The sequence below is a fragment of the Luteibacter sp. 9133 genome, assembly GCF_000800155.1.
GTDB lineage: Bacteria > Pseudomonadota > Gammaproteobacteria > Xanthomonadales > Rhodanobacteraceae > Luteibacter > Luteibacter mycovicinus.
Map to the genome: position 1 here is coordinate 1,045,731 of NZ_JUHO01000001.1, position 21,212 is coordinate 1,066,942.

The following is a 21,212-nucleotide window of genomic DNA, read 5'->3' on the forward strand; positions in this document are numbered from 1 at the left end:
ACGCGCGATTTCCGTCTGGGGTGGAGCGCGGACGCGAATACCAATAATGAGGAGACACCGATGAAACGTAAGGGCTTGTTTTTGCTGATCGGTTTGGCCCTGGGCGGCGTGGGTGCCGTTCATGCGCAGGAATCCGCTGACACCGCGGGTAACGGCTATGACGGCCGCTGGTACATCGCACCGACGGTTGGCGGTTACTACAACGACACCGACCGCAACACCAACAGCCGCCAGGTTTACTACGGCCTGGGCTTCGGCAAGTTCATCTCGAACAACGCGTCGATCGACATCTTTGCCGATCGCACCAAGCGCGATAACGATGGCAACGGCCACTGGTCGAACAACAGCTACGGCGTTGCCGCTCGTTTCTACGCTGGCGCGTGGGACAGCTGGCGTCCGTACCTGCTGGCTGGCGTGATGGGCTCGTACCACCACAACCCGGCTGACAACGGCTGGTCCCCGGCTGCCGAGCTCGGCGTCGGTGTGTCCAAGACCATCACCGACAGCTCCGACTTCCGCGTCGAAGCCGGCTACCGCTACGATTGGGACGACAAGACTGTCGAGTCCGAGAATGGCTACGGTGACTGGTTCCTCGGCTTCTCGATCGTCTCGCGCTTCGGCGAGCCGCCGGCAGCTCCGGCTCCGGTCGCCGCTGTCGCTCCGGCCGCTCCGGATTGCTCGACGCTCGACAGCGACGGCGACGGCGTGAACGATTGCGACGACAAGTGCCCGGCCACCCCGGCTGGCACGATCGTCGGTCCGGACGGTTGCCCGCAGAAGGTCGTCATCGACCTGCGCGGCGTCAACTTCAAGTTCGATCGCCCGAAGAAGGGTGAGACGAACATCGGTCCGACCCTGCAGGAGCCGACCAGCGAATCGCTGGGCGTCCTCGACCAGGCTGTCGACACCCTGCAGCGCTACCCGGCCGTCAAGGTCACGGTCGCTGGTTACACGGATAGCGTCGGTAAGGACGCTTACAACCAGGGCCTGTCCGAGCGTCGCGCGAAGATCGTGTTCGACTACCTGACCTCGCACGGTATCGGTGCGGATCGTCTGGAAGGCCCGATCGGCCACGGCGAGAACAACCCGATCGACACGAACGACACGGCCGAAGGCCGCGCTCGTAACCGTCGCACGGAACTGCAGGTTCAGCAGTAATCCTTGCAAGATCGGTAACTGTTCCATGAAAGAGCCCGGCGAAAGCCGGGCTCTTTTTTTGTGCCTCACTCACCAGGCGTAACGAACCCGCCCGTACCAGTAGGCACCATTGCTCCCGATCGGGGAGATCACGTCGTAAGGAAAATTGCCCGCATACGCGATGTCCGGGATCGACCGGTCAGGGTACTGATCGGTGATGTTCTGTCCGCCCAGCGCGATCGACAGTCGGTCGGTCGCATGCCACTCTGCCTCGGCATCGATCTGCCAGCGCGCGGCGTACGTCTGCTTCGGAACATAGCCATCGCCGAAATCGAACACGCGCGTCGTCGTCCCCTGGCGCGTGGCACGCGTCAGCAGCGACCAGCGCGCGCTGTCCCATTTCGCGGTAAATGACCCGCGCTGGCGAGGCGCCGCGTCGGTCAACGTGTTGCGTTCTTCCAGACCGAAGAGCACGGCGTCTGCGCCTAGTGCGGCAAGTTCTGCAGGCGTGTCGCGGACCTTCCGGATCGACGTACGGTTGTAGCTGTACGTCGCGGTGAGCGTCAGGTTGCCGCCGTAGACCGGCTGCCGATAGTTGGTCACCAGTTCCGCGCCGCGCGTGCGCGTGTCTACCGCATTGGTGAAAAAGGCGACGCTCTGTACGCCGGGGACGCCGAAGCGCGTGGCGATGTAGTCCTCCAGGCCATCGGGTGCGATGGTCTCCGACAGCGTGACGCGGTGATCCACGTCGATGCGATAGACATCGAGCGACGCGTCGAAGCGATCCCCGATGCGCGCCGTCAATCCGAGGCTGTAGTTGCGCGATTTCTCCGGCCTGAGGTCCTTCGCGCCGAGGCCGCGGGCCACCGGATTGTTGACCGAAAGAATACGTCCCTGCACGAGGGTGCCGTCGGCGCCGTAGCCGGTGGACGTCGACTCGAAACCGACCTGGCTCAGTGAAGGAGCACGCAGGTTGTTCGATGCGGCGCCACGAATCGCGACCGCATCGGTGATCGCATATCGCCCGCTCAGTTTCCCCGTCCAGGCGGACCCGAAGTCGTCGTAGTGCTCGTAGCGCGCGGCGGCGTCGGCGAAGAAACGGTCGGTAACGTCGCCGGAGAGGTCGACGTAGGCAGCGCTGACGTTGCGACGCAGGTCCGCCGTGTCCTGTGGCGTGAGGCCACCGCCGGCCTGGGCTCCCGTCGGGGCACCGACGATGGGTCCGACCGCGTATGAGGCAGGGTCGCCCGCATACGTCTGGAACCCTTCATGACGAAACTCCGCGCCCGTCGCCAGCGTGAACAGCTTCGAGCCCCATTCGACGGATCGACTGAGATCGAGATTGGCGGTCCCCTGGGTGTTGTCGTATTTGCCGATGTTGAAGCGGGTGGGGCTCTCATCGCCGAGCGATACATTGACCGTGTTGCGCAGGTCGTAGTCGAAGGTGTTGCGTCCCCAGGTCAGGCTGCCGTCGATATCCCATTCGCCCGCGCGGCCACGCGCCCCGGCGGTGAGGTTGACGTCGCGGTTGTAGCCCAGCGACTCCGGACGATACCCATCCGGGTAGATCGATGGCACGTTGGCGTCGCTGTCCGGATAGCGAAAGTAGTTGTCGCCGATCGTCCGTCGCTGGGTGTACGTGCCGAAGGCATAGCCACGCACGCTGTCGCCGAAGGGTAGTTCCGCGTTGAACCAGCCACTGTAGTTCTCGTTGCGCGGGTCGCCCGCGGCGTAGTTACGCCTGCCCTGGAGCGCCAGATTGGCGGGTGACGGGTTCTCCCACGAGGGGATCTGATCGGGACCGGCGCGGTTGGTCGCCTGACGGTCGTTGCCCTCGAAACCTGCCCGTAAAAAGCCGCCGTCGCCGCCGAGCTTCGTCCCGGCCTTGGCGCTCACGTAGGCGCTCTGGCCGTCCGTGATGGTGCGATCGCCGGGGCGGAAGTTCGTGTGATACGCGCCGTATGTGGCGTTGACCTCGCCACCGTCCGGCGAATCGTCCAGGATGATGTTGACCACGCCGGCGATGGCGTCGGAGCCGTACTGCGCGCCGGCGCCGTCGCGCAGCACTTCAATGCGCTTGATCGCGCTGATCGGGATCGCGTTGAAGTCGACCGGTGTCGTGCCGCGACCGATCTTGGTGTCGCTGTTGACCAGTGCGGAGGTATGGAAACGCTTGCCGTTGACCAGTACGAGGACCTGATCCGGGCTCATGCCGCGAAGCTGCGCGGCGCGTACATGGTCCGATCCGCCCGAGTTCGACTGGCGCGGGAAGTTGAACGAGGGCAGCAGCGTCGCGAGCGCCTGGCCGAGTTCCCCGTTGACCGCGCCCGCGGAACGCAGGTCTTCCGGGGTGAGCACATCGATCGGCACCGGCGAATCGAGCACGGTGCGATCCTTGGCATGGGTGCCGGTGACCACGACCTGGTCGAGGGTCGACGCGTTGGCGCGGTCGGCTTCCTGCGCGGCGACGGGCAGGGCGGCAAGGGCGATGAGAACGGCGGAGGTAAGGCGGGACGGGCGCATGGAGGGTCCTGGCGGGCACACGGGGTCGTTGCCGCCGAGGGGCGGACGACAAGAAGAGGGGGCTGACGGGTTGCGACGTCAGTCGTGCGCGGCGCGGCCCGGGCGACATCGCGGATCGGCCGCGGGGCGGCGGACGACGATGGCGGGACGGGTTGGGCGCGGGATCACGGCGGGTGGTTCCAGTGGTCGCAGGAACGTGCGAACCTTTCACTATTTGTTGCATTGCGGTGTACGCTGTGTCAATAGCTCGGACGCCTAGCCGTATGGACGTCCGTTTCAGAATGCATGTGCAAGGGGTTCTTATGAAGCTGTTCGCCGGTCTGATACTCGCCGTTTCGCTGTCCACGGCGGGGTGTGCCAGTCCCGCGCAGCGGGCGCCGGGCGCGGTGAACGCGAGCGCGACGCTCAGTGGTGACCTGGCCCATCCGGATGCGACCACGGGCTGGGTTCGCACCGAGTTGTACTTCGGTCTCGGGCTGGCGGACGGACGCGATGGCGTCGACGAAGCCGCATGGCGCGCCTTCCTGGACAAGGAAGTAACCCCGCGTTTCCCCAGCGGCCTCACGGTCATCGATGCCTACGGTCAGTGGCAGGGGAAGCAGCAGTCGCGCCCCGAGCGCCTGCGTTCCAAACTGCTGGTGCTGCTCTACCGGGACACGCCGGCGCAGCGTGAGGCCGTGGATGCCATTCGCAGCGCCTGGAAGGCAAAGACCGGTGACCAGTCGGTGCTCCGCGTCACCCAGCCTGCGGATGTGTCGTTCTGATGGCCACCACGATCGCACCGCGTCGTCGTTTCGGTGGCGGCGACCTCAATGGCGTTCTCGGCCTCGTCGTCGACAATCTCTCGCTCCTGGCGTTTCTCGCCACGGCACTCATCGGGATCTTCGGTATGCCGGCGGATCTGGTCTTCCGGAAGATGTTCCCGGGTACGGCCTTCGGCGTCCTGCTGGGCAACCTCGCTTACACCTGGATGGCACGGAGGCTCGCGGCCCGCACGGGTCGAAGTGACGTCACCGCGATGCCGCTTGGCATCGACGCACCGACGACCATCGGTATGGCCCTGCTGGTGCTCGGTCCCGCCTTCGCCGGCTACCGTCAGGCCGGTATGGACGTCGCCACCGCCGGTGAGGCGACCTGGCACCTCGGCATGGCGTCGCTGGTCGTCATGGGCGTGCTGAAGTTCGTGCTGTCGTTCTTCGGCGCGTGGGTGCAGCGTTCGGTCCCCCGTGCCGGCCTGCTCGGCTCGATCGCCGGTATCGCGCTGGTGCTGATGGGTCTGCTGCCGCTGGTTGAGATTCTTCGTGTGCCGGTGGTGGGCTTCGCCGGGCTTGGCATCGTTCTCTATGCGCTTATCGCGAAGCGCCGTCTGCCGTTCGGCCTGCCGGGTGTGCTCGGTGCCTTTGTCGTCGGTGTGGCGCTGTATTACGGGCTCGGCCCGGTCGGGCTGCTGGGTAGCGGATACCACGCGCCGGCCCCATGGACATGGCGCGTGGGCCTGCCGCTGCCGAGCCTCGGGTTTATCGATGCGCTGCCTGCCACGGTGCCGTACCTTCCGTTGATCCTGCCGTTCGGCCTGCTGATGGTGGTCGGCGGTATCAACGTGACCGAAAGTGCCCGGGCGGCGGGCGACGACTACGCAACGCGCGACATTCTTCTGGTGGAAGCCCTGGCTACGCTCGTGGCCGGTGTCTGCGGTGGCGTGGCGCAGACCACGCCGTATATCGGCCAGCCGGCCTACAAGGCGATGGGCGCGCGGTGGGGTTACACGCTCGCCACGGGCATGATCATCGGCCTCGGCGGCGTGCTCGGCTACCTGTCCAACCTCGTCGAACTGCTGCCGGTCGCGGTGCTCGCGCCCATCCTCGTTTTCGTTTCCATCAGCATCACCACGCAGGCCTTCGAAGCGACGCCGCTGCGGTACGCGGGCGCGGTCGTCTTCAGCTTCTTCCCGCCGATCGCGAGGCTGCTGGCGATCAAGCTGGGCGATCCGACCATCGTCGACCCGGCGCATTTCGGTGCCCTGTTCGCCGATAACGGTCATGGCATCTCGGCGATGGCGGTGATCGTGATCCTCGGCAACGGCTTCATCATCACCTCGATGGTCTGGGCGAGTTTTGTCGTGGCGATGATCGATGGGCAGGTGCGCAAGGCCGCGGGCATCGTGGCGCTGGGCGGTGTATTGACGGCGTTCGGCGTCATCCATTCCGTCGCGCCGATCGGCTCCGTCTACCTGCCGTGGCTGCTCGACGCCGCGTCGCAGGCGCTGGTATGGCAGTTCGTGGCGGCCTATGGCGCGCTGGCGGCGGTGTTGTTGGCGCTGTCGCTGGGCGGCGAGCAGGCGGCCTCACGTCCGGTCGCCCGATAGCGAGGCAAGTCCGCGCAGGCGCTTGAATTGGGCCGTGCGGGCAGCCACCCTTGGGTATTGTCCCAAGGAAAACTCCGATGTCCCTCTCCGACCTGACTTCGCTCCCCGGTGTCACCGCGACCCCGGACGCCGTCACCCATGGCTACGTGTTCAACCACACGATGATCCGCGTGCGCGACCTCGACGTGTCGCTCGACTTCTATACGCGCGTCCTGGGCTTCACCCCGGTGTACAGGCACGTCTACGAGGAAGCCGCGTTCACCATCGTCTACCTGGTGCTGGTCGGCGATCGCAGCCAGATTCCGGATAACGACGAAGAGCGCAAGCGCTGGGTGCTGGCACAGCCGGGCGTGCTCGAGCTGACGCATAACCATGGCACCGAGAAAGACGCGGCGTTCGCCTACCACAATGGCAACAGCGAACCGCGCGGCTTCGGTCACCTGTGCGTGAGCGTACCCGACGTCAACGCCGCATGCGCGCGTTTCGAAGAGCTCGGCGTCACCTTCCAGAAGCGCCTGAGCGATGGCCGTATGCGTCATATCGCCTTCATCCGCGATCCGGATCAGTACTGGATCGAGATCCTTCAGCCCACGCCGCTCGCCGTCTGACGAACACGCCCCGATGCCGACGAACCTGCCACCCATTACCCGCAATCTGCTGATCGCGAACGTTCTCGTCTTCATCGTGCAGACGCTGCTCGGCGACGACAACACCATGGCGGTGAGCCGATGGTTCGCGCTGTGGCCGATCGGTCACGACATCGCGGTGGACATGGGGGGCGGGGACATTGCCGGCCTCGGGTTTCGTGCGTGGCAGCTGGTGACCTACGGCTTCATGCATGGAAGCGTCATGCACATCGTGCTGAACATGTACGCCTTGTACATGTTCGGCGGGCTGATCGAGCGGGTGATGGGGAAGCGGCGCTTCGTCATCTATTACTTCACGTGCCTGATCGCGGCGGCCGTGGCGCAGCTGGCGGTGGTGTATTTCTTCGAGCCGGAGAAGATGTTCCCGACGGTGGGTGCCTCGGGCGCGGTGTTCGGTTTACTTGGCGCGTTCGCGATGCTGTTCCCGCGCGAGAAGCTGATGTTGATTCCGATCCCGGTGGGCATTCCGGCGTGGCTGTTCGTCACGCTTTACGGTGCGGCCGAGCTGATTTTTGGCGTGACCGGCACGGTGTCGGGTGTGGCGCATTTCGCCCATCTGGGTGGGCTTTTTGCGGGGCTGGTCCTGCTTTGGGCGTGGGGAGTGAGGCCGCCGCCGCGGCGGGCTTTTTAGGCTATTGAGGTCGAGGCATGGGCTCCCTTGCGTCGAGGCATGGGCGCCGTTGGGTGCCATTCTCGTCGCTAAGTCCTCCTCCGGCCTTCGCCTACGTGCGGAATCGCTCCGAGAGCGACACCCAACGGCACCCTCCGACTCATGAGGTTGCGGGCTGCAAGAGCGAGGATCACAAGCGATAGCACGAGCACGAGCACAAGCGATAAGCGCGAGCACTAGGCGCAAAGCGGTGCATCGCGCCAATGGATGTGGATTGTCGATCGCCGAGCGCTGCGCGGCCTCAGGCTCTGCTCTTCCGTCAAGTACACGGTCGCGCTGGGAGGGAGTGGTTGGCTGCCGTTCCTGGAGCGCTTCCGCACGAAGGCGAAGGCCGTAGGAGGACTTAGCGACAGGAACGGCAGCCAACCGCTCCCTCGCCCCACGGCGCCCGCCCCAACGCGATGGCGAAGCCGAGCCCTCCGCAGTGAACCTGCGAAGGACCGGCACAGACGCACTCAACGCAGCGCGAGGAAGTCCGGGCTGACCACGAACCGCACAGCATCCAGGCGGAAGCGTGCTTCGGGAATCGCCGCCAGCAACGCATCGCGTTCGGCCTCGACCGCTTCCAGCTCCGCGTCGGTGATCGACGGATTCACCGCGTGCAGCGCGACCAGGCGTGCGTACTCGCCATCGAGCTCTCGTCGCGCCGCTTCCATGGCCTCGAGCTTGATCACTTCCGCACGTGCCTCGGCGAGATCCTGCGCACGCTCGAGCATCGGCGGCACCAGCTTGGAAAGGAACTTGCGATAGCGGGCGACTTCGATGTTGCGGTCGGGCGCACGCCGCATCGCGACATCGCTGGGGCGGAAGCCGGCGCGCTCGCTGAGCTTCGTGTCGACCGTGAGTGCCAGCGGCGTGGTCGGCAGGAAACGGCCCGGATCCAGCGTGCGGTCGGCGACGATCTCGAGCACGAACACCGTCTGCAGCAGTGCGGTACGCACGGGCAGGGCGTCGTCGACGAGGAAGGCCGCGTTGCCGTTGTCGCCGGTGACCAGCAGGTCGACCGCGGCGAGCACCATCGGGTGATCCAGGCGCAGCAGCGGCAGATCTTCGCGGGCGAGAGCGAGCTCACGCGAGAAGGTCACCGAGAGCGGGCCATCGCCGAAGCCGGTGAGGCCATCCGTCGAGAGGTACTGCGGGTCGAGCAGTACGATGTCCCTGGCGAGTTCCTCGGCGTGCACGCCGTAGGTCTCGAACAGCCGCTGGATGAACGTGTCGCGTGCCTCGTCGTCGTCCTCGGCGGCGAAACTGCCGGCGAGATCGTCGGCGTGCGGATCGCGGCTGGCCGCAAGTTCGAGCAGGTGGTCGCGACCGGCGTGAATGAGGGCGGACAGCTCCTCGTGCGCGCCACGCGTTTCCGCGATCAGCGCGTCGAGCTCCTGGTCGCGGGCATCGTCTTCGCGGGCATGCTCGTCGGCCAACGTGGCCAGCAGCTTGCCGAAGCGGCGCAGCAGTTCACGGCCGTCGGCGGGGCTGGAGCGGAAGGCGTCGAGCCCTTCGTCGTACCACCGCGCGAGGATGTGCTGCGCGCTCTGCTCGACCACCGGTACGTGGATGCTGATGTCGTGTTTCTGGCCGATACGGTCCAGACGGCCGATGCGCTGTTCGAGCAGGTCCGGATCCAGCGGCAGATCCCACATCACCAGACGGTGGGCGAACTGAAAATTGCGGCCTTCGGAACCGATCTCGGAGCAGATCAGCAGGCGCGCGCCATCGGGCTGGGCGAAGAACGCGGCGTTGCGGTCGCGCTGGACGATGCCGAGGCCTTCGTGGAAACGCGCCACGCCGACGCCGCTCTTCGTACGCAGCGCCTCTTCGATCGCCAGCACCTTGGCCTGGCTGCGGCAGAGAAGGAGGAACTTGTCCGTGGGATGCGCGTCGAGCAGGCTCAGCAGCGCGGCCAGACGCGGATCGTCGTGGTAGTCGAATTCGTGCAGGGTCGGCGGCTGCTGAAGGTCCGATCGGAATTCGGCGAGCAGGGCATCGCGTCGGCCTTCGTCGAGGCTGTCCGGATCGAGCACGCGGATCTGCGGCACACGGTGCGGAAAACCGCCGATGCCGGCGCGGCGGTTGCGGAACATCGCGCGGCCGGTGCCGTGACGATCGATCAGCGCGGCAAGGAGTTCCTCATTCGCGTCGTTGCGATCGACCAGCCCGAGCAACTCACGGTCGCCCTTGAAGCGGGCCTTGAGCAGGTCGCGGTGCGCATCGCCCAGCGGCTCACCCGCGACGAGCACGTTGGCGATTTCAGACAGCGCGCCGTAGCCCTCGGCTTCGGCAAGGTAGCTGTCCAGATCGCTGTAGCGCTGCGGATCGAGCAGGCGCAGGCGGGCGAAATGCCCGGCGCGGCCCAGCTGTTCCGGTGTCGCGGTGAGCAGGATGACACCCGGCGTCGCGGCGGCCAGTTCCTCGACCAGGCGATAACGCGGGCTGGCGCCCTCCGGCGTCCACTCGAGATGGTGAGCCTCGTCGACGACGATGAGGTCCCAGCCGGCTTCCGTGAGCTGGGCGGCCCGCTTGGGTGACGTCTCGAGGAAGGCGAAGTCGGCGATGACCAGTTGCTCGTCCTCGAACGGATTGCGCCCGTCGTTCGACTGCTCGATGGCCTCGCAGCGCTCCTCGTCGAAAATCGAGAACGAGAGGTTGAAGCGGCGCAGCAGCTCGACGAACCACTGGTAGACCAGGGTCTCGGGGAGCAGCACCAGCACACGGCCGGCACGACCGGCGGCCAGCTGGCGCGAAAGGATCATGCCGGCTTCGATGGTCTTGCCCAGGCCGACTTCGTCGGCGAGCAGGACGCGTGGGGGCCGACGCGCGGCGGCGATACCGGCCACGCGCAGCTGATGCGGGACCAGGCCGATACGGGCCGATTCCAGGCCCCAGGCGGGCGAGCGGCGCGCGTCGGCGCGACGACGCAGGGCCTCGAGGCGGAGGTCGAAGCGATCGTTGGTGTCGGTACGACCGCCGATCAGCCGATCGTCGGCCTGGGAATGGGCTTGCTCGTCATCCAGCTGGCCTTCTTCGAGCTCGCGACCTTCGCCGCGATAGACGAAGAGACCTTCACGCTCGTCGATACGCTCGACCAGAAAAGCGATGCCCTTCCCGGAAACGCGTTGGCCGGCGCGGAATTCGGCGCGGATGAGGGGTGCGCTGTCCGATGCATAGGGGCGCAGGACGCCCGCCTTGGCGAACAGAACCTGCACACTGCGTCCCTCGACGCGGAGAATGGTGCCGAGGCCGAGCTCGGGCTCGGCGGTGGAAATCCAGCGTTGACCGGGTTGGAACATGCTAGGGGAGCCAAGGACTACAAGGGGGCGTTGATTATCCGCCCCCGGGGCCCCGATGCCTACCTTTTACGCCTCAGGTCTCGGCCCAGCGCCGCAAAAGGTTGTGATAAACGCCTGTCAGCTGGAGGATCGCGGCCTGATCCGCGCCCGCGGCGGAGAGAGTGCGGATGGCGGTGTCCATCTCGAGCAGCAAGCGGCGGCCACTGTCGTCACGCACGAGGCTCTGGATCCAGAAAAACGATGCGATGCGCGCTCCCCGTGTCACCGGGGTGACGCGATGAAGGCTGGACGACGGGTACACGATGGCGTCGCCGGCGGGCAGTTTGACCTCATGCTCACCGTATGTGTCGCTGACGATCAGCTCGCCACCGTCGTATTCATCGGGATCGGCCAGGAACAGGGTGCATGAGATGTCGCTGCGGACATGCTCCTCGCCGCGCCCGGTCGACATCACCGCGCCATCGATATGAAAACCGTATTCGCCGCCGCCTTCGTAGCGATTGAAGCGCGGCGAGATCGTGCGCAATGGCAAGACCGCCGCATGATAAAGCGGGTGCCGTGTCAGCGCCGCGACCACCTGGTCGCCCAGTTCGCGCCGCAAGGGCGATGCGTCGGGCAGTTGCAGGTTGCGCTTGACCTTCGCACCCTGCGGACCGACGGTCTGGCGACCGTCGGTCCATTCGGCTTCCGCCAGTGCGGCGCGCATCCCCGCGACCTGTTCCCTGGTCAGGACTTCCGGGATGTGCAGCAACATGACGGTTTCCTCGATCGATCAGAAGCGGACGTTGGCGGTGAGCATCGCCGAGCGCGGTGTACCCGGAGTGTAGCGGTAGCCGCTCTTGTTGATCGCCGCGACGTAGTTCTTGTCGAACAGGTTGTACACGTTCAGCTGCAGATCGAAGTTGCGGTTGATCGGGTAGCTGGCCATCGCGTCGAACACCCAGTAGGCCTTGGTGTATTGCGGCGTGCCGACCGCACCGTCCGTGCCGCGCTGCAGTTCGCCGGAGTAACGCGCACCGCCGCCGATCGTCAGGTTGAAGGGCAGGTGGTAGGTGGTCCACGAGGTGAAGGCTTTTTTCGGGGTGTACGCCAGATCGTCCGAGCCGTTCTGGGTGACGTTGGCACCCTTCTCGACGGTGGCGTCCATGGTCGTGAAGCCGGCACTGATCGCCCAGTTCTCGGTCAGCTTCCCGAGGGCGGAGATCTCGATGCCCTGCACGCGCTTCTTGCCGATCTGGTAATACAGCAGGTCGGTCGGATCCTGCACCAGTTCGTTGGTGACGGTGGTGCGATAAAGCGCGCCGGTCAACAGCAGCTTCGAGTCGAGCAGATCCCACTTCGTGCCGATCTCGGCGGTGCGCGCCTTCTGCGGGTCGAAGTTCGGGTTGTCCGCACTGTTCGCCGACGAAGACAGCGTGAGGGTGTTGCCACCCGGCGGCTCCTGGGACTGGGCGAAGTTGACGTAGATGCTGCCATTGGCGGCGGGCTTGTAGAGCACACCGACCTTGTAGTTGACCAGGTTGTCGCTCTTGCTGGTGTCGACGCCGGGCAAGACACTGCCGGTGGGCAGGGCACCGCAGACCGGGCCGCCACGACCGCCACAGACCACGAGACTGCTGAAGTCGGTCTTGTAGTGATCGAAGCGGACGCCTGCGTTGACCTGCCAGCTTTCGCCGAACTTCACGGTGTCAAAGACATACGCGGCCGCGGTGTTGGTCTTGCCGCCGGACGAGGCGCCCGTTTCGCCATAGCGAAGGCCACCGACGTTCGAATACGGCTTATACAGGTTCGCCGCGGGCCATGTGCTTCCCGCGCGGGCGCCCATGCCGATCGTGCGGGCTTCCTCGTTGGTGAGCTCGATGCCCGTGCTGATGTCCTGTGTCACCGCGCCGGATTCGATCATCGCCGTCAGGTTGGTCTGATTGGTCGCGATACGGTTGGTCTGGTGCTTGAACGTCGGTGTGCTGCGAGCCAGCGTCCAGGTGGAAGGATCGGCCGCGTTCGGCGTGAGCAGGTTGGCGGTCGAGCCCATGAAGGAGGTCAGCAGATAATCCTGCGTCGTGCGGCCCCAGCGTGACGTATTGTGCAGCGCGACCTTGTCGTTGAAGTCGTGCTCGACGATGACCGTGAACATGTCCTGCGTGTCATGGTCATGGTCCTGATTGGTACCGTAGTAATTGTCCTCGTCGACCTTGCCGGCGCTGGTGAGGAAAGCGCGGGTATCGGGCGAGGTATAACCGGGCAGGCCGATGGTCGGGACGCCGCCATCGGGAACGTTGTTCTGCTTGATGTGCAGGTAATCGATGTATACGCGCGTGGGGGTGCCGAGGCCGAAGGCCAGCGACGGAGCGATACCCCAGCGGTTGTTTTCGATCCGGTCGCGACCCGCCACGTGGCTCTTCTGGTCCATGACGTTCAGGCGGAACGCGCCGGTATCGCCCATCTGCTGGTTCAGGTCGGCCGTGCCACGCCGACGCTGGCCGCTGCCCATCTGCACGGAGCCGGACACGCCGTTACCGAGTACGGGCTGCTTGGTGACCAGATTCACCGCACCGGTCGGCGCCGTACGGCCGTATTCCGTGCCGTCCGGACCCTTGGTGACTTCGACCTGTTCGATATTGAACACGTCGCGCGACACGGTGCCGAGGTCGCGCACGCCGTCGACGAAGATGCTGCCCGACGTATCGAAGCCACGCATGTAGATCGAATCGCCCGTATTGGTCGAGCCGTTCTCGCCGACGTAGAACGTGCCCACGCCCGGACTGTTGCGCAGCGCTTCGGTCAGCGTGGTGGCGCCCTGCTGCTGGATCAGCTCGCGGTTGATCACCTGCACGGTCTGCGTCGTATCCAGCAACGACTGGGTGAATTTCGGCGACGAGACCTTGTCCACGCGGTAGTCGCTGGAACGATCCGCCTCGACCTGCATGCCGGGAAGCGCCTGGGCGTCGTTGACCTTGGCCTGCTGCGGCGGGGCGACATCCACGGAAGCGTCGCTGGCGATGGCGCCATGGGCGAGCGAGAGGAGAACGGCGGCGCCGACGGTTCGTGCGGCGGGAGCGGCGTGCTTGCGGCTCTTGATGAAGGCCATGATGATCCTTGCGAGGCTTGGACAAAAAAGTCCGGACCCGTCGCGCGCACGAACTCGCCCGTCGCGAGTCATGGACTCACGTGAGATGCTGGTCGTTGCCCCTGATCGGTGGCGGTGCGCGGGACTTAACCCGGTATGCGCCGCATCGTAAACTTAATGAGAACGATTCGCAATGCTAATGCGAGCTTTAGCCAAGTCGATCGAGGCGAAGCCGCATCCTGTCGTCATGGAGTCGGGCCATCGCTCCATAGGCGGTACCCACCGCGGCAAGGCAACTGGCTCCCGTTAACAGGATCAGCAGCAGAATCTGGTATTTCACCGCATCCACCGGATCGGCACCGGCCAGCAGCTGACCGGTCATCGTCCCGGGCAGGGTGATGACGCCAGCCGCGGCCATCTGGTTGATCACCGGCACCATGGCCGCGCGGATCGATCGTCGCAGCAGCGGTGCGCTGGCGGAGCGAAACGTGGCCCCAAGCATCAGCTGCGCTTCGATCGCGTCGCGCTGATGGCGGACGTTGTCCAGTACCCCGGCCAGCGCGATGCTTGCCGCATTGAGGATGCTGCCGAGCAGGATCCCCACCAGTGGAATCGCGTAGCGCGGGTCGTACCACGGCTGCGGACGAATCGCGGTGAGCAGGGCGAAGCACGTGGTGATCAGGACCACGCCTAGCACGTGAGGCAAGGCGACCACGACGTTGCCGCCGCGGAGACGCCGTACCGGCCGTACGGCCACTTCCCGGACCGCGACGAGTGACATCGCCAGCACCAGCACCGCCGTAAGCCAGGGCGAGTGTTCCGCGAACACATAGCGCAGCAGGTAACCGACGGCTACGAGCTGGACGGCCATACGCACGGAGGCGACGATCAGCGCGCGATGAAAGCGCAGGCGCAACGCGATGGACAAGGCCGCGTCCGCGACGAGCAGGAGGGAGGCCAGGGCGATATCGCCGGCATGCAGTGAGAGAGGCGACGTCATGCGGTGAGCACTCCGCCGATCTGCATTTTCAACGCGCGATCGCCCACACGTGCCGCCTGCGCGGCGTCGTGGGTGACCCAGATCACCGTAGCCCCGCCTGACATCCGTCGCGAGATGACGGTTTCCACCGCCCGGGTGGACGCGGGGTCGAGGGATGCGGTGGGTTCGTCGAGCAGGAGCAAGCGCGGCTCGGCCACCAGTGCACGGATCAGGGCGAGGCGCTGGCGCTCGCCGGTGGATGCCTCCTCGATGGGGCGTTCGAACAGGCGCTCAGGCAGGAACAGCTCCGCGGCCAGGCGGCGGTACGTCGCGTCAGCGCCAGCGGGAAAGTGCTCGCTCACGTTGTCGGCCCACCATCCGCTGCGAGCCGGAACGAATCCCGCACGCCGCCGCCACTCCGCCGCCGGCAGCGACGCCTGCTCGACCCCCTCGAAGCTGACCGCGCCCTCGTGAGGGTCGAGGTCGGCGAGCATGCGCAACAGCAGCGTTTTTCCCGACCCCGAGGCGCCGGTGATGGCGAGGCACTGCCCGGTCGGCACCTCGAACGAGAAGGGGCCAGCGTGCACGCTACGCAAGCCTTCGACGAATAAGCTCATGCGACAACCTTTGTGAACACCGTTGGTTTCGCGACCAAGGTCGCCTGCACCGCTTAGCTGAGCCTTAGGTGCCTCTACTCAGTGACGCCTAAGGTAGCCCTTCGGATAATGCGCCGGGGTTGCCGGAAACGTGGGTGCCTCGCCGCGCACGGATGCGATACCAGAATCTCAGTGCGCTACCGAGGACGTACAACGTGAACATCATCGTGGTCGAGGACGACGCCCGGCTCGGCGCAGCCATCAAGCGCGCGCTGGAGCATCTGGCGTATACGGTCACGTGGCTGCGCACGGGCGCCGAAGGCCTGGAGGCGCTGCGCAGCCAGTCCGTCGATCTGGTCCTGCTCGACCTCGGGCTGCCGGAAAAAGACGGCATCGAGGTGATCACCGAGGCCCGCCGGCTGAAGGTAAAGACGCCTATTCTCGTCATGACCGCGCGTGACAGCGTGGAATCGCGCGTGCGCGGGCTGGACGCGGGCGCCGACGACTACATGACCAAGCCGTTCCATCTCGACGAGCTGGCCGCACGGATCCGTTCGCTGGCGCGACGCGCGCAGGGCCTCGCGGACAATCAGCTTGACGCGGGTGCGTTGTCGCTCAACCTGAGCACGCTCGAGGTCACCTTTCAGGAGCGTCGTGTCGAACTCACCCGCCGCGAGTTCGCCCTGCTGCGCATCCTGATGGAGCGGCACGGCAAGATCGTCCGCCGGGAATCGATCGAGAGTTCGGTCTACGGGATGGAGTCGGACGTCAGCCCCAATGCGCTGGAAGTGCTTGTGCATTCACTGCGGCGGAAACTCAGCCCCGAGGCGATCCAGACCGTGCGTGGGTTTGGCTACATGGTGCCGCGAGACCTGACGTGAGCCAACGCGGCATCGCATCGCGGTTGCGCTGGTCGATCGGCCTGCTTGCGGTGGCGGTGCTCATTCCGATGGGCTGGTTCGCGGCACGGCGCACGCTCGCCGATGTCGACGCGCTATGCGACGCCCGGCTGGCTCAGGCGGCGCTGGGCATGGACGCGATGATCGCGCAGACGGGTCTTGCGCATATCGAGGTGGCGCACGACAGTCAGTCGTTGCCCGATGTGCCAGTCACAGGACATCTCGGAGAGACGCCGACCCATGAGGTCGAGGTGGGCTATCAGGTACTCGGCGCCGATGGCCGTGTGCTGCTGGTTACCGAGAACATGCGAAGGCTGGGTGCGCCGCCGGAAGGCGATGGTGCTTTCGGCGACGTGCACATCGATCGCCGCCACTGGCGCCTCTACACGCATCGGGATTCCGCCCGGGGCATTACGGTCACGGCGGGTGAGCGCTACGACAGCCGGCGTGACGTGCTGCGTGCTCTGTGGATCGAGCACGCCTTGCCGTTGTTGTTGGGTATTCCGTTGCTGGCAGTGGCGGTGCGCTGGTCGGTGCGACGTGCGCTGCGGCCGCTGGATACGCTGACTTCCCTGCTGACGATCCGCACGGCATGGAGTCGCGACACGCTGTTGCTCGCCGGAGCGCCCGAAGAAATACGGCCCATCGTGGAATCTCTGAACACACAGTTCCGCCGGATCGGTCATGCCCTCGAGCGTGAGCGACGTTTCAGCGCCGACGTCGCGCACGAACTACGTACGCCGCTCGCTTCGACCATGATCAATCTCGACAGCGCGATCGCGGAAAAGCGAGGCATGAGAGCGGCCGCCTCGCTTCCGGACGCCTATGCCAGCCTGCAATCGCTCGCTCGACGCACCGATCAGCTGTTGCTGCTGGCGCGACTCGACGATGCGGACGATATGCCGCGTGGCCGGGTCGACCTCTGCGCCGCCGCGCGGGCGGTCGTCGACGAGTTGCGCGCGACGGCTCGCGTGGACGCGCGGCATCTCGACGTGTCGGTACCGACCTTGCCTGTCTGGCTTGTAGCGCACGGACCCGCACTCGATGCGTTGATGCGCAATCTTGTGGAGAACGCCCTTCGGCATGCACCGGCGGGCGGACATGTATGCCTGACCGTGAAGCAGGATGCGAAGGCGACGGTGATCGAAGTCCGCGACGACGGTCCGGGTATTCCTCCGGAACGACGTGAAGCGGTGTTCGAACGGTTTCATCGTGAGGCGACCAGCCTGGGCGATGGCTTTGGTCTCGGCCTGTCGATCGTGCAGCGGGCGGCGCGGCTGCACGGCGCAAGCGTCGATCTGCTCGATCCACCGGATGGGCCCGGACTACTCGTCAGGGTCGGCTTGCCCCATTGAGCCTCGGCGAGCCGGGCGCGAAGGCGAAGCTGCCCTCGCAGCACGACATCGTGCATTCCCAATCCCATGCGCCAGGGCGCGCACGGACGTCGAATCGTCATCCCACGGACAGCAAGGCATAAGCTTGCTGCGGCATCGTTGGCGGCAGACTTCCAGAGAGTTCGCCCATGCCTCCTGTCGCGTCGCTGTCATCGACCACATCGAACGAGCCGGCTCGCACGCCCATGCACGGCAACGCCGCGCTCTGGCGTCGCCGGGTCGCGGCCTGGCTGGCGCGGCACCTGGTCGCTCCGCCGAAAAACCTCGTGGGCGCCGGCCAGCTTCCCGCCGCGGGCATCCAGCGCATTCTGGTCTGCCGCCCCAATCACCGGCTCGGCAACACCTTGCTGCTCACTCCGCTGCTGGTCGAAATCGAACGTCGTTTCCCGGGCGCGGAAGTGGATCTGCTCTCCGCCGGTCCCGCGGCGCATTCGGTGTTTCGCGGGTTCGACATCGTCGGAGACTGCATGACCCTCGATCGACGCGCGGCGCGGCGCCCCCTCGCCACGATCGGCGCGTTGCGCAAGCTGCGCTCGCGTCGCTATGACCTGGTCATCGACGCGGCGGCGGGGTCGTCATCCGGGCGTATCGCCAGTGCCATGGCGAAGGCCCGTTTTCAGTTACGTACGGACGCCATGCCGAACGAGGGTCCGGTGACGCACCTCGCGGCACGGCCGGTGCAGGCGTTGCGCTGGGCGCTGGGTGCCCGTGGTGAGGGGGAGGTTCCGTTGCTCGATGTCAGGCTGACCGATGCGGAACGTCGCTGTGGGCAGGACGCCCTCACGCGGGTGCTTCGCGATGCCAACGAACGCGGCCTGCCGGTGATAGCGATCTTCCCGAACGCGACCGGCTCGAAGCGCCTGCCGACCGACTGGTGGAGCGATTTCGCGAACGCACTGCTCGCACGCATCGGCGATGTCTGCATCGTAGAGCTCGTATCCGCCGATGGTCAGTCGCGCCTTGGTGGCGGCTATCCCACGTATTACACGAGCGATCCGCGCAAGCTCGCCAGCTTCATCGAGGCCGCCGGAACCTACATCAGTGCCGACTGCGGCGTGATGCATCTGGCAGCCGCTACGAACGCGACCACCGTCGGTTTATTCGGGCCTACCGACCCGGGGCGTTATGCGCCGTACGGGCGTAACAACGCCGCCATCGCCTGTGATGACGGGTGTCCGCGACACGCGGCGACGCGAACGGCGGCGCATCTGCAACGTCGCCGTTCGCCATAAAAAAAGCGCCGCACTCTTGTGCGGCGCTTTCGTTTTCAGATCGCGTAATCGAACCGACTTACCAGATCTTCACCTGCTTATCGCCGGCGCGGACCATCTTCGCGCCCGGCTTGCACTGGAACGCCGTGGCGAACGATTCCATGTTCGACGGAGCGCCGATGGCGCGCAGCGAGGCCGGTGCGTGCGGGTCGACGTTGAGGTACAGCATCGCCTGCTTCTCGCGGACGCTGCCGCGCCAAACACGGGCCCAGTTGAGGAAGAAGCGCTGGTCCTGGGTGTAGCCGTCGATCTTGGACTCGGCTTCCTTCGGGTTCTTCTTCAGGGCTTCCTGCAGCGCGTCGTATGCCACGGCGGTGCCGCCCAGATCGGCGATGTTCTCACCGAGGGTCAGCTTGCCGTTGACGTGCAGGTCCGGCTTGTCCTTGATCGGCGCGTACTCATTGAACTGGTTGACCAGCTTCGCGGTGCGCTCTTCAAACTTCTTCTTGTCGGCCGCGGTCCACCAGTTGCTGTTGTTGCCTTCGCCGTCGAACTGGCTGCCTTCGTCGTCGAAGCCGTGGCTGGCTTCGTGACCGATCACGGCACCGATGCCGCCGTAGTTGATCGCGTCGTCGCCGTTGGCGTCGAAGAAGGGCGGCTGCAGGATCGCGGCCGGGAAGTTGATCGTGTTGTCGGTCGGGTTGTAGTAAGCGTTGACCGTCTGCGGGGTCATGCCCCACTCGAGGCGGTCGGTCGGCTTGCCGATCTTGGCGATGTCATAGTGGTAGTTGAACTTGCTGGCGGCTTCGACGTTACCGAAGTAGTTTTCGCCGGACACGTCCAGGCCCGACCAGTCGCGCCACTTGTCCGGGTAACCGATCTTCGGCAGGAAGGTATTCCACTTGGCGATGGCCTTCTGCTTGGTTTCGTCGCTCATCCAGTCGAGCTTCTCGATGCGCGCCTTGAGGGCGTTGCGCACGTTGTCGACCAGTTCGTTGGCGCGCTGCTTGGCTTCCGGCTTGAACACCTTGGCCACATAGAGCTGGCCGAGGCCTTCGCCCATCGACGAGTTGACCGTGCCGAGCACGCGCTTCCAGCGCGGCTTCTGCTGCGGCTGACCGGCAAGGGTCTTGCCGTAGAAGTCGAACTTGTTGTCCTGGAAGGCCTTGGACAGGTACGGCGAGGCGCCGTCGATGGCGTGGAAGCGCAGGTAGGCCTGCCACGTCGACACCGGCGTGGACGCCAGCATCTTGTCGAACTCCTTGAAGAACTTCGGCTGCGACAGCGAGAAGCCCTTGTCGACCGTCACACCCTGGGCGGCGAAGAACTTCTCCCAGTTGAAGTGCGGGGTGATCTTGTCCGCGTCGGCGACGGTCACGAAGTGGTACTGGTTTTCCGGGGTACGCAGTTCGACCGGCGCGAGCGAGGCCGCGGCGAGCTGGGTTTCGAACTTCATGATCGCGTCGGCCTGGGTCTTCGCGTCGGCATCGGAGACGCCGGCGAGGGTCAGCGTCTTGAAGATGTAGTCGACGTAAGCCTTGCGGTTATCCGCCTGCTTCGGATCGGTGTAGTAGTCCTTGGTCGGCAGACCCAGGCCATCCTGCTGCGCGAAACCGATCTGCGTCTTGGCGTTCTTGAAGTCGGCGCCCGCGCCGAAGCCGAAGACGTAGCTGTTGCCATCATTGAAGCTGGCGTCGAGGAAATCGGCGATGTCCTGCGGCGACTTCAGCGCGTCGATCTTGGCCAGCTCCGGCTTGAGCGGCTCGATGCCGGCCTTCTCGATCGCGTCCTCGTTCATGCCCGAGCGATACAGCAGGCCGATCTTCTGCTCGATCGAGCCGGCGGTGGCGCTGGCGGCGCCCTTGTCCATCGCATCGACGATTTCGTGCTGCGTGTTCAGGCTGTTCTCGGCCAGCTGGTCGAAGGCGCCCCAGCGGGTGCGGTCGTCCGGAATCGGGTTGGCGGCCACCCACTTGGCATTGACGAAGCCGTTGAAGTCGTCGCAAGCGTCGATGCTGGTATCGATGTCGGCCACGTTGAACGTGGGGCCGGCCGGTGCGGCGGCGGTCGTCGCGGCCGGCGCGGGCGCGGGTGCGGCCGTGGTCGACGGGGACGGGGTGTTGCCGCCCGGGACGGCGGTATCGGCGTCGTTGTGCTTGCTGCAGGCGGTGCCGGCGAGCGCGATGGTCAGCGCCAGGGCGAGCGGCTTCAGGTACTGCTGGGTCATGGGTGTCCCTCTGTGAAAGTGGCTGCAACGGCGCCCCCGGGCACCGCACTCCCTGAGGATAACGGCTGGAGGGCGGCGGCAGGGCCAACCGTGACGAAGGTCATGGTTCAGTGAACTTCGCAAGTTCTCGCGAGCCAGTGACCCCGGACTGTCACAGGCGGTTCGCAGAATCGGCAGGACCGCATGACAGGGGATGCGGCCCACCCACGC

Annotated in this window: 15 protein-coding genes; 8 read left to right on the forward strand and 7 right to left on the reverse strand. The window is 65.6% G+C overall.

Features of this window, described 5'->3' with window-relative positions:
- Nucleotides 1-60: 60 nt before the first annotated feature.
- Nucleotides 61-1,158, forward strand: a complete 1,098-nt coding sequence (locus tag FA87_RS04485) for an OmpA family protein (RefSeq protein WP_043692654.1) — start codon at nucleotides 61-63, stop codon at nucleotides 1,156-1,158.
- Between the two features lie 69 nt (nucleotides 1,159-1,227).
- On the opposite strand, the gene FA87_RS04490 is transcribed toward FA87_RS04485, so the two are convergent.
- The gene (locus FA87_RS04490) at nucleotides 1,228-3,660 is read right to left on the reverse strand and encodes a TonB-dependent receptor (RefSeq protein ID WP_043692657.1); all 2,433 of its coding nucleotides are present in this window, start codon (nucleotides 3,658-3,660) and stop codon (nucleotides 1,228-1,230) included.
- 302 nt (nucleotides 3,661-3,962) lie between these two features.
- On the opposite strand from FA87_RS04490, the gene FA87_RS04495 reads away from it, so the two are divergent.
- The 4 genes from FA87_RS04495 (at nucleotide 3,963) to FA87_RS04510 (ending at nucleotide 7,303) form a co-directional block, all read left to right on the forward strand.
- Nucleotides 3,963-4,424 (forward strand): DUF3574 domain-containing protein, encoded by a 462-nt coding sequence (locus tag FA87_RS04495; RefSeq protein ID WP_036115360.1) that lies wholly within the window; start codon nucleotides 3,963-3,965, stop codon nucleotides 4,422-4,424.
- A complete protein-coding gene (locus FA87_RS04500; protein WP_036115358.1) occupies nucleotides 4,424-6,025 on the forward strand; it encodes a hypothetical protein in 1,602 nt (533 codons plus the stop codon). Before FA87_RS04495 ends, FA87_RS04500 begins: the two co-directional genes overlap by 1 nt.
- Nucleotides 6,026-6,102: 77 nt before the next feature.
- Nucleotides 6,103-6,633: a lactoylglutathione lyase gene (gloA, locus tag FA87_RS04505; protein ID WP_043692661.1), complete on the forward strand. Its 531-nt coding sequence runs from the start codon at nucleotides 6,103-6,105 to the stop codon at nucleotides 6,631-6,633.
- A gap of 13 nt (nucleotides 6,634-6,646) precedes the next feature.
- Complete coding sequence (locus FA87_RS04510; RefSeq protein WP_043692664.1) at nucleotides 6,647-7,303, forward strand: rhomboid family intramembrane serine protease; 657 nt, start codon at nucleotides 6,647-6,649, stop codon at nucleotides 7,301-7,303.
- A gap of 494 nt (nucleotides 7,304-7,797) precedes the next feature.
- On the opposite strand, the gene rapA is transcribed toward FA87_RS04510, so the two are convergent.
- From rapA to FA87_RS04535, 5 genes are all read right to left on the reverse strand, one after another.
- Nucleotides 7,798-10,629, reverse strand: a complete 2,832-nt coding sequence (gene rapA / locus FA87_RS04515) for an RNA polymerase-associated protein RapA (protein ID WP_043692667.1) — start codon at nucleotides 10,627-10,629, stop codon at nucleotides 7,798-7,800.
- A gap of 73 nt (nucleotides 10,630-10,702) precedes the next feature.
- The gene (locus tag FA87_RS04520; protein WP_036115351.1) at nucleotides 10,703-11,383 is read right to left on the reverse strand and encodes a Fe2+-dependent dioxygenase; all 681 of its coding nucleotides are present in this window, start codon (nucleotides 11,381-11,383) and stop codon (nucleotides 10,703-10,705) included.
- A gap of 18 nt (nucleotides 11,384-11,401) precedes the next feature.
- On the reverse strand, nucleotides 11,402-13,717 hold the full coding sequence (locus FA87_RS04525; RefSeq protein WP_043692670.1) for a catecholate siderophore receptor Fiu: 2,316 nt from the start codon (nucleotides 13,715-13,717) through the stop codon (nucleotides 11,402-11,404).
- Between the two features lie 187 nt (nucleotides 13,718-13,904).
- Nucleotides 13,905-14,696 (reverse strand): iron export ABC transporter permease subunit FetB, encoded by a 792-nt coding sequence (fetB, locus tag FA87_RS04530; RefSeq protein WP_043692673.1) that lies wholly within the window; start codon nucleotides 14,694-14,696, stop codon nucleotides 13,905-13,907.
- Nucleotides 14,693-15,292 (reverse strand): ABC transporter ATP-binding protein, encoded by a 600-nt coding sequence (locus FA87_RS04535; protein ID WP_043692675.1) that lies wholly within the window; start codon nucleotides 15,290-15,292, stop codon nucleotides 14,693-14,695. Before FA87_RS04535 ends, fetB begins: the two co-directional genes overlap by 4 nt.
- A gap of 194 nt (nucleotides 15,293-15,486) precedes the next feature.
- On the opposite strand from FA87_RS04535, the gene FA87_RS04540 reads away from it, so the two are divergent.
- The 3 genes from FA87_RS04540 to FA87_RS04550 all read left to right on the forward strand — a co-directional run bounded on the left by FA87_RS04540 (nucleotide 15,487) and on the right by FA87_RS04550 (nucleotide 18,796).
- Nucleotides 15,487-16,152: a response regulator gene (locus FA87_RS04540; protein WP_036118228.1), complete on the forward strand. Its 666-nt coding sequence runs from the start codon at nucleotides 15,487-15,489 to the stop codon at nucleotides 16,150-16,152.
- Nucleotides 16,149-17,525, forward strand: a complete 1,377-nt coding sequence (locus FA87_RS04545) for an ATP-binding protein (protein WP_043692678.1) — start codon at nucleotides 16,149-16,151, stop codon at nucleotides 17,523-17,525. Before FA87_RS04540 ends, FA87_RS04545 begins: the two co-directional genes overlap by 4 nt.
- Nucleotides 17,526-17,692: 167 nt before the next feature.
- Complete coding sequence (locus tag FA87_RS04550) at nucleotides 17,693-18,796, forward strand: glycosyltransferase family 9 protein (protein WP_081996459.1); 1,104 nt, start codon at nucleotides 17,693-17,695, stop codon at nucleotides 18,794-18,796.
- 58 nt (nucleotides 18,797-18,854) lie between these two features.
- Here the strand turns inward: FA87_RS04550 and FA87_RS04555 are convergent, their stop codons facing one another.
- On the reverse strand, nucleotides 18,855-21,002 hold the full coding sequence (locus FA87_RS04555; protein WP_043692681.1) for a M13 family metallopeptidase: 2,148 nt from the start codon (nucleotides 21,000-21,002) through the stop codon (nucleotides 18,855-18,857).
- Nucleotides 21,003-21,212: the final 210 nt, after the last annotated feature.

What these genes read in the sequence shown, in the direction of transcription:
- FA87_RS04485 (WP_043692654.1), top strand. Translation starts at nt 61, where the DNA reads ATGAAACGTAAGGGCTTGTTTTTGCTGATCGGTTTGGCCCTGGGCGGC.
- FA87_RS04490 (WP_043692657.1), bottom strand. Translation starts at nt 3,660, where the DNA reads ATGCGCCCGTCCCGCCTTACCTCCGCCGTTCTCATCGCCCTTGCCGCC.
- FA87_RS04495 (WP_036115360.1), top strand. Translation starts at nt 3,963, where the DNA reads ATGAAGCTGTTCGCCGGTCTGATACTCGCCGTTTCGCTGTCCACGGCG.
- FA87_RS04500 (WP_036115358.1), top strand. Translation starts at nt 4,424, where the DNA reads ATGGCCACCACGATCGCACCGCGTCGTCGTTTCGGTGGCGGCGACCTC.
- gloA (WP_043692661.1), top strand. Translation starts at nt 6,103, where the DNA reads ATGTCCCTCTCCGACCTGACTTCGCTCCCCGGTGTCACCGCGACCCCG.
- FA87_RS04510 (WP_043692664.1), top strand. Translation starts at nt 6,647, where the DNA reads ATGCCGACGAACCTGCCACCCATTACCCGCAATCTGCTGATCGCGAAC.
- rapA (WP_043692667.1), bottom strand. Translation starts at nt 10,629, where the DNA reads ATGTTCCAACCCGGTCAACGCTGGATTTCCACCGCCGAGCCCGAGCTC.
- FA87_RS04520 (WP_036115351.1), bottom strand. Translation starts at nt 11,383, where the DNA reads ATGTTGCTGCACATCCCGGAAGTCCTGACCAGGGAACAGGTCGCGGGG.
- FA87_RS04525 (WP_043692670.1), bottom strand. Translation starts at nt 13,717, where the DNA reads ATGGCCTTCATCAAGAGCCGCAAGCACGCCGCTCCCGCCGCACGAACC.
- fetB (WP_043692673.1), bottom strand. Translation starts at nt 14,696, where the DNA reads ATGACGTCGCCTCTCTCACTGCATGCCGGCGATATCGCCCTGGCCTCC.
- FA87_RS04535 (WP_043692675.1), bottom strand. Translation starts at nt 15,292, where the DNA reads ATGAGCTTATTCGTCGAAGGCTTGCGTAGCGTGCACGCTGGCCCCTTC.
- FA87_RS04550 (WP_081996459.1), top strand. Translation starts at nt 17,693, where the DNA reads ATGCCTCCTGTCGCGTCGCTGTCATCGACCACATCGAACGAGCCGGCT.
- FA87_RS04555 (WP_043692681.1), bottom strand. Translation starts at nt 21,002, where the DNA reads ATGACCCAGCAGTACCTGAAGCCGCTCGCCCTGGCGCTGACCATCGCG.